Origin of the sequence: Leisingera sp. ANG-DT, from assembly GCF_000813785.1 — a bacterium.
GTDB lineage: Bacteria > Pseudomonadota > Alphaproteobacteria > Rhodobacterales > Rhodobacteraceae > Leisingera.
Genome location: NZ_JWLE01000013.1, coordinates 119033 through 131605 on the forward strand (window position 1 = coordinate 119033; position 12573 = coordinate 131605).

Annotated in this window: 14 protein-coding genes; 6 read left to right on the forward strand and 8 right to left on the reverse strand. The window is 65.3% G+C overall.

Annotated features, from left to right (window positions below):
• Nucleotides 1-48: 48 nt before the first annotated feature.
• Nucleotides 49-519, reverse strand: a complete 471-nt coding sequence (locus RA21_RS14305; RefSeq protein WP_039150002.1) for an EF-hand domain-containing protein — start codon at nt 517-519, stop codon at nt 49-51.
• A gap of 200 nt (nt 520-719) precedes the next feature.
• Here RA21_RS14305 and RA21_RS14310 point away from each other — a divergent pair, with 200 nt between their 5' ends.
• Complete coding sequence (locus RA21_RS14310; RefSeq protein ID WP_039150004.1) at nt 720-1145, forward strand: DUF983 domain-containing protein; 426 nt, start codon at nt 720-722, stop codon at nt 1143-1145.
• A gap of 4 nt (nt 1146-1149) precedes the next feature.
• Nucleotides 1150-1881, forward strand: a complete 732-nt coding sequence (locus tag RA21_RS14315) for an NUDIX hydrolase (protein WP_039150007.1) — start codon at nt 1150-1152, stop codon at nt 1879-1881.
• Nucleotides 1882-1961: 80 nt separating this feature from the next.
• On the opposite strand, the gene RA21_RS14320 is transcribed toward RA21_RS14315, so the two are convergent.
• Genes RA21_RS14320 through RA21_RS14330 form a run of 3 tightly spaced genes read right to left on the reverse strand, consistent with a single transcriptional unit; the run spans nt 1962 to nt 3996 of the window.
• Nucleotides 1962-2864, reverse strand: a complete 903-nt coding sequence (locus RA21_RS14320; RefSeq protein WP_039150010.1) for an EamA family transporter — start codon at nt 2862-2864, stop codon at nt 1962-1964.
• 18 nt (nt 2865-2882) lie between these two features.
• On the reverse strand, nt 2883-3797 hold the full coding sequence (locus tag RA21_RS14325) for a fatty acid desaturase (RefSeq protein WP_039150012.1): 915 nt from the start codon (nt 3795-3797) through the stop codon (nt 2883-2885).
• Nucleotides 3790-3996 carry a DUF2061 domain-containing protein gene (locus RA21_RS14330; RefSeq protein ID WP_039150014.1) on the reverse strand — a complete coding sequence of 69 codons (207 nt, stop codon included), beginning with the start codon at nt 3994-3996 and terminating at the stop codon, nt 3790-3792. The genes RA21_RS14325 and RA21_RS14330 overlap by 8 nt, the downstream gene beginning before the upstream one ends.
• A 113-nt stretch (nt 3997-4109) precedes the next feature.
• Between RA21_RS14330 and RA21_RS14335 the strand changes: the two genes are divergently transcribed.
• Nucleotides 4110-4970: a helix-turn-helix domain-containing protein gene (locus RA21_RS14335; RefSeq protein WP_039150016.1), complete on the forward strand. Its 861-nt coding sequence runs from the start codon at nt 4110-4112 to the stop codon at nt 4968-4970.
• 108 nt (nt 4971-5078) lie between these two features.
• Here the strand turns inward: RA21_RS14335 and RA21_RS14340 are convergent, their stop codons facing one another.
• The 3 genes from RA21_RS14340 to RA21_RS14355 form a co-directional block, all read right to left on the reverse strand.
• Nucleotides 5079-5837 (reverse strand): SDR family oxidoreductase, encoded by a 759-nt coding sequence (locus RA21_RS14340; protein WP_193748074.1) that lies wholly within the window; start codon nt 5835-5837, stop codon nt 5079-5081.
• A gap of 11 nt (nt 5838-5848) precedes the next feature.
• Complete coding sequence (locus RA21_RS14345; RefSeq protein ID WP_039150020.1) at nt 5849-7324, reverse strand: carnitine 3-dehydrogenase; 1476 nt, start codon at nt 7322-7324, stop codon at nt 5849-5851.
• Nucleotides 7325-7731: 407 nt separating this feature from the next.
• The gene (locus RA21_RS14355) at nt 7732-8649 is read right to left on the reverse strand and encodes a 3-keto-5-aminohexanoate cleavage protein (RefSeq protein WP_039150025.1); all 918 of its coding nucleotides are present in this window, start codon (nt 8647-8649) and stop codon (nt 7732-7734) included.
• 133 nt (nt 8650-8782) lie between these two features.
• Here RA21_RS14355 and RA21_RS14360 point away from each other — a divergent pair, with 133 nt between their 5' ends.
• Nucleotides 8783-9766 (forward strand): GlxA family transcriptional regulator, encoded by a 984-nt coding sequence (locus RA21_RS14360; protein ID WP_039150028.1) that lies wholly within the window; start codon nt 8783-8785, stop codon nt 9764-9766.
• A gap of 216 nt (nt 9767-9982) precedes the next feature.
• Here RA21_RS14360 and RA21_RS14365 read toward each other — a convergent pair whose 3' ends face one another.
• Nucleotides 9983-11026 (reverse strand): aldo/keto reductase, encoded by a 1044-nt coding sequence (locus RA21_RS14365; protein WP_039150030.1) that lies wholly within the window; start codon nt 11024-11026, stop codon nt 9983-9985.
• Between the two features lie 122 nt (nt 11027-11148).
• Here RA21_RS14365 and RA21_RS14370 point away from each other — a divergent pair, with 122 nt between their 5' ends.
• Both RA21_RS14370 and RA21_RS14375 read left to right on the forward strand, forming a co-directional pair.
• The gene (locus RA21_RS14370; RefSeq protein WP_019294924.1) at nt 11149-11550 is read left to right on the forward strand and encodes a rhodanese-like domain-containing protein; all 402 of its coding nucleotides are present in this window, start codon (nt 11149-11151) and stop codon (nt 11548-11550) included.
• 94 nt (nt 11551-11644) lie between these two features.
• Nucleotides 11645-12403, forward strand: a complete 759-nt coding sequence (locus RA21_RS14375; RefSeq protein WP_241483508.1) for an ImuA family protein — start codon at nt 11645-11647, stop codon at nt 12401-12403.
• The last annotated feature ends 170 nt before the right edge of the window (nt 12404-12573 follow it).

Here is a 12573-nt window from a genome sequence, read left to right on the forward strand (position 1 = left end):
GGGGCCCGGCGCCGTGGTATGTCCGCCTGTTGCAGCACGCGTCAGCGATCAGTTCTGCTCCGCTTCATCCCCCTGGCCATGCCAGCGCTTGCCGCCGTGCCGGGCCCGGGCCTCCTCAAACTCTTCCTTGGAGATGCCGCCGCTGCCATCGGCATCCATCCGGTCGAACATTCTTCCTGCCCGGCGCGGCTGCGGCATCTCGTCCTTACTCAACGCGCCATCGCCGTCTTTGTCAAAGCGTTCCAGCATTTCTGCCGCCCGCCCGGCGGCCCGCTCCTGCGCCCGCGCCTGCATCTCCTCCAGCGACAGCTTGCCGTCGCCATTGGCGTCTGCCTTGGCGAAATGCGCATCCTTCATCGCCTGGATCTCCGCCTTGGTCACTTCGCCGCTGCCATCGGTGTCGATCTCCTCAAAGGACATCTTCGGCCCATGATGCCCGAACCCCTTGGCCAATGCCGCGCTGCCTGCCGTCATGCCTGCTGCGGCCACGATCAGGGCGATGAACTTGACGTGTTTCATATCGTCTTTCCTTTGTTCAGCGGCAGCCTCTTGCTGCCCGATGCACAGGAAAAACGCGCGAGGTTCGCGCTTCCGTCGCAGATTTCCGGAAAAACTTTCAGCCGCCCTCCTGTTGCGGCAAACCGGCGCAGAAATTGGCGTTTCCCCTTTCGCCCCCACCTGAAGCGCGCAAAGATACCTGCAGCACACAGGATAAAACCATGACCCAGTCCCCCGCTGTCCCGGCCCCGGAAGACGAACGCCCCACCATGCCCGCCCTGGCCAAGGGCTGGCGCTGCCGCTGCCCGGAGTGCGGCAAGGGCAAGCTGCTGCATTCCTATCTCAAGGTGAACGAGACCTGCAGCAACTGCGGCCTCGACCTGACCCATGCCCGTGCCGATGACGGGCCGGCCTACCTCACCATCCTGATCGTCGGCCACATCATGGCGCCCATGATGCATGTGGTCTATTTCTCCTGGCGGCCGGAGCCATTGGTGATGTTCGCGGTATTCTCGATTGGCTGCCTCGCCTCTTCCCTCTATCTTCTGCCGCGGATGAAGGGGATCGTCATCGCCTACCAATGGGCGCGGCGGATGCATGGCTTTGGCAAGGACACCCCGGCAGCACCGGCAGAACAAGGGCAGTAACACCATGAGCGAGACATATCTCAGCGGCGAGACCACTACCGACAAGACCGCAATCCGCAACGCGGCAACGGTGATCGCCATGCGCGGCCGGTTGTCCGATGACCCGCAGGTGCTGATGGGCCAGCGCGGTGCCAAGGCTGCTTTCATGCCGAACAAATTTGTCTTCCCCGGCGGCGCGGTGGATATGGCGGACGCGGATGTCCCGCTGGCCTCGCCGATCTCCCTGGTCTGCCAAGACCGTTTGGCAGACAAGGCACCCGCGGACGTGCACCATGCCCTCGCCGTCGCCGCAGTGCGGGAGCTGTGGGAGGAAACCGGTCTGATCCTGGGTGAGAAAGGCGACTGGCAGGGCGACATCCCCGAAGACTGGCAGGAGTTTGCGGCTACCGGCCATATCCCCTCCGCCCGGGCCATGCAGTTTGTGTTTCGCGCCCTGACCCCGCCGGGCCGCCCGCGCCGCTTCGATGCGCGTTTCTTCCTGGTGGATGCCGACCAGATCACCGGCGACCTTGACGATTTCTCCCGCGCCGCGGATGAGCTGTCGCACCTGCAATGGATCCCGCTCAGCCAGGTGCGGGAGTTTGACCTGCCTTTCATCACTGAGGTGGTGCTGGCCGAGGTCACCGCCCGCGTCCGCGACGCGGAGCCGCCGCAAAGCGTGCCCTATTTCCACAACAACGACGAGGCCAGCCTGTTCCTGCGCCTCAAGGGCTACCCGATGCCCGCAGACGGGTAACGTTTCCCAGGCTGGAAACGTCCCGGAAAACACGTGTTTTCCGAGCCGGAATTATCGCATAATTCCGGCTGCCTTGCGCCTCAAAGGGCCAGAACCAGCACCAGGATAGACACCACCAGAAGCCCCATGCCCGCCAGTTCGCGCCCCGTGACCTTCTCCTTGAAGAACAGCACAGAGGCCAGCAGCGACAAGAGCAGCTCCACCTGCCCCACTGCCTTCACATAGGCGGCGTTTTGCAGCGTAAAGGCCCAGAACCAGCAGAACGATCCACCCATGCTGGTCAGCCCGACCCAGACCGCCACTTTGCGCGCCTGCCAAACCCGGGCGATCTCACCCTTTTCGCGCAGTCCCAGCCAGACAAGCATGAACAGCGTCTGCAGGCTGACCACTGCGGCCAGCGTCACGCCCGCGCGGAACATCGGCTCCAGTTCACCCAGCTGCAGCGACGCCCCGCGGTAGCTGACCGCGGAAAATGCAAACAGCACACCCGACCCCAGCCCCAGCTGCGAGGCGCGGTTGGTTAGGTGCCGCCACCAGGGGCCAGCCGTGTCCGGCGTCTTGGACAGCACCAGCACCGCCGTCAGGCCGATCAGGATCGCCGCCCAGCCGCCAAGGCTGACAGGATCGCCCAGCACTGCCAGCCCGACGATGGCGGTCTGGATCACTTCGGTCTTCTTGAAGGTGATGCCCACCGCAAAATTGCGCTGCTTGAACAGGGCAACGACACAGACGGTGGCCAGGATCTGCGCAGTGCCGCCAATGGCGGCAAACATCCAGAACTTCGGCCCCAGTTCCGGCAGGCTCCGCCCCGAGACCATCAGGTAGGCGGCCAGCCCGGCCAGGATGAACGGTGCGGAATAGACAAACCGGGCGAAGGTGGCTCCGCCCGGCGACAGCGTCACGCTGCTCAGGACCTTCTGCAGCATGAAGCGCACGGTCTGAAAGCTGGCGGCGGCTATGGAAACGGGGATCCAGGCAAACATGCCCCCGCTTATGCGCCGTTATTCCCCCTGCTGCCAGAGCGGATGCGGCACCGGGTCCTTGGCCCGCAGCAGGTAGTTGCGGAAAATCTGCAGGTAGTTGCGGTAAATGTACCCGTCATTTGCCGCCAGGAACTCCGCCCGGCGCGCCTGGTAGAGCCGCGGCAGCGCATGCCAGGGCACGCCCGGGTGCATGTGGTGCACGATGTGCAGGTTGTTGTTCAGGAACAGCAGGGCCAGCGGCCCCTTGTCCTCGATCACCACGGTGCGGCCGCGGGCAGTCTCATGCGCACGGTGCTCCAGGAAGGTGCGGATCTTCAGCAGCGCCAGCCCCAGATAGGCACCGGCCACCGCCGCCCACAGCGGCGCAGGCGATTGCAGCACGACCCAGACCACCACTGCCAGGCCAAGGCCATGCAGCGCCCAGTCGCGGGCAATCCCCGGCTGCCCCTTGCGCATCAGCCGCCAGTCGCCCGCCATGAAGCAGAGTTGCCCTATCAGCGGCCCCAGCACCACCCGGCCCAGCAGCGTGTTGTTCACCCGCAAGAGCATCTTGCGCCAGGCAGGCAAGCGCGCCCAGACGCCCGGATCCTGAAAATTGCTCTCGGGGTCATCATAGGGATCCGTCAGCGCTTCATCCTCATGATGCGCCAGATGGGTGTCGCGGAACCGGCCGTAAGGAATTGCCAGGCTCAGCGGAAAGAACATCAGCGCTTCATTCAGCCAGCGGCTGCGGAACGGATGCCCGTGCAGCGCCTCATGGGTCAGCGAGGAATGCAGCGCCGCCATCACACCCAGCGCCAGTACCGTCAACCCCAGGCTCACCTCAGGCAGCAGCCACAGCGCCGCCAGCCAGCCGCCATGGCAGGCAAGGATCAACGCCAGGGTGCCCCATTCCACGCCCCGCGGCATGTATTCGCTGCACCGCTCAGACATGGCTGCGCCCCCAGCTGATCTTTGCCCAGGCGCGCTCGTAAAACAGATAGACCGTGAACCCGATGCCTGTATTGACCAGCGCCATCATCCCGCCCGCCTTGACCGAACCGGTGGCGATCAGCCCCACCAGCGTCATCGAGACCAGCCCGAGAACGTTCCAAATCACCGCCTTTACAATGGAGCGCCTGCGCGTTTCCATCTTGCCTCCTGAAATTCTTGCTAAGGTCTTGTTTCCAAACTACCGCAGCCGCAGACTGTGCAGAATTCCGAATGCAGTTAACAAAATCCACCACTCGTGATATTTCAAAACACATGATAGAAAATATCGACAAACGGGTGCGGGCTGAGCAGTTCCGGCAAAGATTGAACAAGGCCCTGCGCGACAGCGGCCTCAGCCAAAGCGCCCTGGCCCGCGCTGTCGGGGTGGACCGCTCCACCATCTCGCAGCTGCTGACGGATGAGGGCGCGCGGCTGCCCAACGCCCATGTGGTCGGCGCCTGCGCTGGCGCGCTTGGGGTCTCCGCCGACTGGCTCCTCAGCCTCTCGGACCGCCCTGAAAGCGCCGCCGAGCTGCTGGCCTCCAGCCTCACCCTCTCCGAGGCCCCGCGCGCGCTGGTCGATGAAAAGATCTTCGACTGGCACCAGGAGGCCGAGGGCTACAAGATCCGCCACGTCCCCGCCGCGCTCCCCGACATGCTGAAAACCCGGGCGCTGCTGGAATGGGAATACGCCCCGCACCTGGGCCGCACCGCAGGCCAGGCCATCGGCGCCTCCGAGGACCGCCTGACCTGGATGCGCCAATCGCCGTCAGATTATGAAATCGCCCTGCCGCTGTATGAGCTCGACAGCTTTGCCCACGCCGTCGGCTACTACGAGGGCCTGCCACTGGAGATCCGGCTGGAGCAGCTTGACCAGTTCGAACGCCTCTGCGAGCAGCTCTACCCCCGCCTGCGCATCTACCTGTTTGATGCCAAGCGGCTTTACTCTTCACCGATCACGATCTTCGGGCCGCTCCTGTGCGTTTTTTACGCCGGCACCCATTATCTCGCCTTCCGCGACAAGGAGCGGATCGCCACCTTCACCAGCCATTTCGACAACCTGGTGCGCGAGGCCGATATCACCGCACGGCAAGTGCCCGGACGGCTGCGCGCGCTCAGGGCGGCGATTTCCTGAACATAGCAGCAGGGCCGCCGGAATTCGGCGCGAATTCCGGCCCGGAAAACACGTGTTTTCCGGGACGTTTCCCGCGCCGGGAAACGTGACCCACCCGTTCAGCCCTGCTTACACCTTCGGATCCGGGTTCTCCGTATGGCCGTCGACGGCAATCACCTGCCCCGAAACCAGCCGCGCCGCGTCCGAGCCGAGGAACACCGCCATATTGGCAATGTCGCTAGCCTCCACGAACCGCCCCATCGAGGTGCCCGCGGCATAGCCCGCATAGACCTCATCCCGGGTCATGCCTTTGGCCGCGGCCTCGCGTTCCAGCACGCCTTCCATCCGCGGCCCTTCCACCGCGCCGGGACAGATCACATTGGCGCGGATGCCAAACGGCCCCAGCTCCATCGCCAGCGTCTTCATCAGGCCGATAACGGCCCATTTGGCGGAACAATAAGGCGCCCGGTTCGGGTAGCCGTATTGCCCGGCAGTCGAGGAAGTCACGATGATCGCCCCCGCCTTGGCGGCCTTCATCAAAGGTGCCGCATATTTGGCAGCCAGAAAGCAGCCCTCCAGGTTGACGCTCACGCATTTGCGCCAGTCCTCCAGCGCAATGTCCTCGATCAGCGCGGTCGGCCCGGCAATGCCCGCATTGGCACAGAGCACATCCAAACCGCCCCAGGTTTCAGCGATCTCCGCAAACAGCTCCCTGACACCCGCCTCATCGGTGGCATCCACAGCCGTTGTCCGCCAGCCCTCCGGAACGTCTGCCAGCGCAACAGCGCTGACATCCGTGACCCAAACCTGAAACCCGGCGCCGGCAAAGCTCTCAGCCATGGCCCGGCCAATTCCAGACCCGCCGGCGGTGATCAGAACCCGGCGCATCCCTTCAGCGCTCACCGCGGCGCACCGATGGCGCGGCCCAGCCCCTCAGGTGCCGCCAGCGCTGCATGAGCCTCTGCCAGCTTGACCAGATTGGCCTCGATATGCGGCGCAGGCGGGGCGGAGCGGCGGGTCGCAAGGTCCACATGCAGCAGCATATGCTCGCCCGTCGCCAGCAGCCGCTCGCCACAGAACATCTCATGCCACAGGTGCATCTTCTTGCCCGCGCCCATGATCACCCGGGTGCGCACCTGGATCGGATCGCCCGCGTGCACTTCGTCGATATGGCGGATATGGGTCTCTGCGGTGAAGTAGCTGCCGCCGTTGGCGATATACTCCGCATCACAGCCGATGATCATCATCAGCCGGTCGGTGGACTGCGCAAAGGCATCCAGATAGCGGCTCTCGGTCATATGGCCGTTGTAATCGGTCCAGTCCAGCGGCACCACGCGGCTCTGGGTCAGCACCGGCTGGCTCAGATCGTCCAGACCGTCCATCGCGCGCACCAGCCCGGCCTCACCCTCGCGGTTCAGGTCATGGGCGTTCTGCAGCGCACCGGCGCCCCAGTTGTTGTTGCCCAGCGCCCGCATCATGCCGACCAGGTTGTCGTCCCGGTGCCGCTCCAGCTCGCGGATCGAATACTGGCCGGACTGCTCATCCGACTGGCCTGCAATCAAGTCGACCAGCTCATCTGTGAATTCCGGCACATCCATAAGCTTGGTCCAGGGCCAGCTGAGACAGGGGCCGAACTGCGCCATGAAGTGCTTCATGCCCGCCTCGCCGCCGGCCACCCGGTAGGTCTCGAACAGGCCCATCTGCGCCCAGCGGATGCCAAAGCCATAGCGGATCGCGTTGTCGATCTCTTCGGTGGTGGCGATGCCGTCCTTGACCAGCCACAGCGCCTCGCGCCAGACCGCCTCCAGGAAACGGTCTGCCACATGGGCGTCGATCTCTTTCTTGAGGTGCAGGGGATACATGCCGATGGCAGTGATGATCTCCTTGGCCCGGTCGATAACGCCCGCCGGGTTGGCCTCTGTCGTGACCAGCTCTGCCAGTGGCAGCAGGTAGACCGGGTTGAACGGATGCGCGACCACGATCTGGCCGGGGTTCTCACGCCCGTCCTGCAGCTGCGAAGGCTTGAAACCGGAGGTGGACGAGCCGATCACCGCATCCGGCGCGCAATGCGCCTGCAGCTCAGCATAGACCTTCTGTTTCAGGTCCAGCCGCTCCGGCACGCTCTCCTGCACCCACTCGGCACCCTCAACGGCCTCCGCGATGGTTTCATGGAAGGTCAGGCTGCCCTCCGCAGGCAGCGCCACATTGCCCAGACCGGGCAAGCTGCGGCGCGCGTTGGCCAGCACTTCGCCGATCTTGCGCTCCGCTTCCGGGTCCGGGTCAAACACCCGCACGTTCCAGCCGTTCAAAAGGAACCGCGCGGCCCAGCCGCCGCCGATAACCCCGCCGCCGATGATTGCTGCTGTCTTTGTCATCTGAGTACCCTAGTATCCTTCAACCGTGATGACGTTCCCTTGGTCATCCAGTTCTTGCCAAATTCCAAACAGCTGATTCCGCGCCGAACACGTTTTGGTCTCAGCCATGCATTGCCCGCGGCAGTCCGAAGCCTTTGTGCAGGATCTTCCCGCATCGGCAAACGACAGGATGCATTCGTAGGAAACATGCGGATGCTGCAACAGGTAGCTCCCGCCTTGCTCCTCGCACATCTTTTCCTCGCGCACATCCCGCACCGGCCCCGCAGGCTCCGCCTCAGGCAAACAGGCCTGAAGCACCAAACAGAAGGAGAGACTAATCGGGAGGAGACGCATCGCCGTATTGGTGCCTAACCGGTGCACAGGGGGTGTACGGGGGGTGCACGCGTGGCACCCCCTCGAAAATCCGCTTACTTCGCCACCGGCGCGCGCTTGGTCAGCCCCAGCTTCTCGCGCACCTCCTGCGGCCCGATCACCCGCGCGCCCATGTTCGACACAATGGTATTCGCCCGCTCAACCAGCTGCCAGTTTTCCGCCAGCACCCCCTTGTCGAGCCACAGGTTGTCTTCCAGACCGACCCGCACATTGCCGCCCGCCAGCACCGACTGCGCCGCATAGGCCATCTGATGGCGGCCCAGCGCAAAGGCCGAGAAGGTCCAGTCGTCGGGCACGTTGTTGACCATCGCCATGAAAGTATTCAGATCATCCGGCGCGCCCCACGGAACACCCATGCACAGTTGCACCAGCGCGTTCGGCTCCAGAATCCCCTCTTTTACCAGCTGCTTGGCAAACCACAGGTGGCCTGTGTCAAAGGCCTCGATCTCCGGCTTCACACCCAGATCGGTCATCATCTGCCCCATTGCCCGCAGCATGCCTGGCGTGTTGGTCATCACGTAATCCGCCTCGGCAAAGTTCATGGTGCCGCAGTCCAGCGTGCAGATCTCCGGCAGGCACTCCGCCACATGGGCCACCCGCTCCGTTGCCCCGACCATGTCGGTGCCCGCTTCTTTCAGCGGCAGCGGGTTTTCAGTGTCGCCAAACACCATGTCACCGCCCATGCCCGCGGTCAGGTTCAGCACCACATCCACTTCGGCATCGCGGATCCGGTCCGTCACTTCGCGGTAGAGATCCAGCCGGCGCGACGGCACCCCGGTCTCCGGATCGCGCACATGGCAGTGCACCACGGCGGCGCCAGCCTTGGCCGCGGCGATGGCGCTGTCGGCGATTTGCTTGGGCGAGCGCGGCACATGCGGGCTGCGGTCCTGGGTGCCGCCGGAGCCGGTCACGGCACAGGTGATGAAGACGTCCCGGTTCATTTCCAGAGGCATTTTTCTTTTCCCTTCGATGTACAGGGTTTTGCCACGGGTTATCCCCAGGCTCCTCCCCAGATTCTGATTTGCGCTGACAGCGACTCTGCCGCAGCCTTTTACGGCACAGTTTACACCAGGCGAATCGAAGTTGATGAAATCCGCAAAAAACATCCTGCAGCCCGAGAACCGGCCGCTCAAAACAGCGGTGCTGGTTCTGGATGAATGCAACACGCTGTCCTTTGCCGCTGCAGTGGACCCGATGCGCGCCGCCAACCGGCTGGCCGGGCGGGCCGCCTTTGACTGGGATTACGTCAGCGCCACCGCAGAGCCGCCGATGCTGACCAGCGGCCTCACCGTGCCCAGCTTCCCGCTGGCCCGGCTGCAGGGCTGCGAGCTGCTGATCATTGTTGCGGGCTTCCAGCTGGCGAGTCATGCCACCCCTAGCCTGCTGGCCGGCCTGCGCCGCATTGCCGCCACCGGCGCCACCATCGCAGGCATCGACGGCGGCCCTTGGCTGATGGCCGAAGCCGGGCTGCTGGATGGCCACCCCGCCACCACCCACTGGGAAGACCTGGAAAATTTCTCCGCCCGGTTCCCGGAGGTGGACGCCCGCAACGACCGCTTCACCGTCTCGGACGCCCGCCTGACCTCCGGCGGCGCCACACCCGCGATCGAGATGATGCTGCACATCATCAGCGCCCGCCACGGCGCAGGCTTTGCCTCCCGCGTCGCCGGGCTGTTCCTGTTCGACGGCCCCGCTGCCCTGCCGCGGCCGCAAAGCCGCCTGGGCAACCGCGGCCACAGTGCGCTCACCGCCAAGGCCAACGCGCTGATGGAGGCCTCGCTGGATGAACCGCTGCCGCTGGCCCAGATCGCCGAGACCCTGGGCACCAGCCCGCGCAGCCTGCAGCAGCAGTTCCGGCTCAAGCTCAACACCACGCCGCAGGACCACTACCTGCAGCTGCGCCTGGCCGAGGCCCGCCGCCTGGTGACAGACACCGCGATGCCGCTGATGGAGGTGGCTATGGCCACCGGCTTCACCTCGCAGTCGAGCTTTGCCCGCGCCTTCCGCACTGCGCATGGCACCTCTGCCCGCGACCTGCGTCAGGAACAGGCCCGCCCGACGGCGCACTAACACCACGCGGGTCAAGGGCCGCGCAGCGGCGGTGCGCAGCACCGTACACCCTTGACGCGCAATCCTTGAACACACTTGCAAACGCGCTTCAGGGGCAGACCTGCCCCTGAACGCCTCTCAGCAAAACCTTCCGCGCTGCGCCAGCAGCGCCCGGCCCAACCGGCCCAGGGCATGCCCATGCCCGCAGGCCGGGCGGGAGCATCTCCGCCCCTTGGATCAATACGGCATCGGATGCATCCGGTGCGCCGCGTTGATCTCCTCCTGCACGTCCTGGCTCAGCTCCAATTCCACCGATTGCAGAAGATGCTCCAATTGCGCCAGACGGGTGGCGCCAAAGATCGCCGAGGCCATGAAGGGCCGCGTCCGGCACCAGGCCAGCGCCATATGCACCGGATCCAGCCCGTGGCGTTTTGCGATCTCCAGATAGGCCGCCACCGCATCATAGACCCGCGGGCTGTGGCGTCCGCCCAGTTCCGGGTTGATCGATTTGCGCGAGCCTTCCGGTACCGCCCCGTCCTGGTATTTCCCGGTCAGCAATCCGGTGCCCAGCGGCGAAAATGCCATCAGGCCCACGTCCTCATTGACGCTCAACTCTGCAAGATCTGTGTCGTACATCCGGCAGACCAGCGAGTACTCGTTCTGGATCGAGGCCACCCGCGGCCAGCCTTTCTCCTCCGCCAGCCGCAGCCATTGCCCGGTGCCCCAGGCGCTCTCATTGGACAGGCCAAAGGCGCGGATGGTGCCGCGGTCCACTTCACGCTGCAGCGCTTCCAGGCAGTCCTCCATATTGGCCAGCGTCTCCTCGCGGTTCTGGCCGGAGGGGTCATAGGTCCAATTCTGCCGGAACATGTAGCTGCCCCGGTTCGGCCAGTGAAACTGGTAGAGGTCGATATAATCGGTCTTCAGCCGCTTCAGCGAGGCTTCCACGGTGGGCGCGATGGTCTTGGAGGAAATCGGCGCCCCGTCGCGCACATGTTTCATCCCCTCGCCGGAGTGCTTGGTCGCCAGGATGTATTCGCCACGCCGTCCGGTCTTTTCGTTCCAGTTGCCGATGATGCGTTCGCTGTTGCCCAATGTCTCTGCGCTGACCGGGTTCACCGGATACATCTCGGCGGTGTCGACAAAGTTCACACCGTTTGCCAGCGCCATATCAATCTGCGCGTGCGCCTCGTCTTCCGGCGTCTGGGTGCCGAATGTCATCGTGCCCAGGCACAGTTCGGACACCTTCATGCCGGTGCGGCCCAACGGGTTCATTTTCATCTTGCGCGCTCCCCTGCTGCGGATCTGCCCGCGACCCTAACCGGCAGGACGGCAAGTGCAAGCGGCTTGCACCCGCGGCGCAAACCCGCCAGCCTGCGGGCAAACCGAGGAAGGGAGATGAGATGCCGCAACAGATCACCAAGGGCGTCAAGGCGCTGCTGGCGGAGGCCAACAGCCTTGTCGAGACCATGAGTGTCGAAGACGCCAAGCAGAAGGTGCTGGACGAGGATTACGTTTTCATCGACCTGCGCGACATTCGCGAACTGCAGCGCAGCGGCATGATCCCCGGCGCGTTCTCCTGCCCGCGCGGCATGCTGGAATTCTGGATCGATCCGGACAGCCCCTACCACAAGCCGGTGTTCAACCAGGACAAAACTTACGTGTTCTACTGCGCCAGCGCCTGGCGCTCGGCCCTCAGCGCCCGGGCGGCGATGGAGATGGGGCTGAAACCGGTGGTGCATCTGGAAGGCGGCTTCACCGAATGGGCCAAGCAGGGCGGCCCGGTGGTCCCGCGCGAGGGCTGAGGCGCGCCGCGCAGCCAGGCTCAAGGCGCGGCACCCGGCGGCACTGGCCGTTTGGACGATTGAGAACAAAAGTGAAACATGTTAATCTGGCGGCATGCCGACTCACCTGCTTTCCCGCCGCAGCCACAAACCCCGCCCGGCGCTGACCCTGACAGAGGGGATCGCGCTGGACCTGGCCCGCGTGCATGAGGCCTGCGGCCCCGCCCGCCACAGTTTTGCGCTGTGGCTGGCAGCAGCGGCCCAGGGGCCTGTGCTGTGGCTGTCCCAGCCCCAGGCCGGCAGGCCGCTGAACCCGGCCCAGGCCGCGAGGCCGCTGAACCCGGACGGGATCGCGGAGTATGCCAGCCCTTCCCGGTTCCTGTTCGTGCAAACCGCCCGGGCAGAGGATCTGCTCTGGGCAATGGAAGACGCCCTGCGCGGCGGCGCCGCGCCGCTGGTGGTGGCAGAGCTGGCAGAGCCGCCCGCCATGACCCCGGTGCGGCGGCTGCATCTGGCGGCAGAGGCCGGCGGCCGCTTCGGCCCGGCCCCGCTGGGCCTGCTGCTGACCCCGGGCCAGGGCGGCGCCCAGGGCATCGAAAGCCGCTGGCACCTGGCCCCGGCCCACGGCCTGCCGGCCCATGCGCCCTGCCCCGCCAGCGGCCCGGCGGGCAGCCGCATGTGCTGGGCATTGCAGCGCCTGCGCGCCCGCACCCTGCCGCCGCGCAGCTGGCAGATCACCCGGCCCCGCGCAGGCGGCCCGCTGCAGGCCGCCCCGCTGCCGCCCGGCGCGGCCAGCCTGCAATCCACCCGCTCCGCACACTCCGGAGCACTCCCGCAACCGCAGTCACCGCTGGCTGTGCCAGCGCTGCCCTAGCGGCATTGGGCCCGGCACCGGGCGTTGCCCGGTGCCGGGCCCAACAGGCAAAGGCTTTGCCAAAAGCCGCTGCCTGGCGGGAGAGCCTCCCCGTTCCGCGCCTCACAACGGCACGCGCGAAAGTGAGCAGCCCGCGCCGGCAGATCCGGCTACACTCTGCCTGCAGCTCA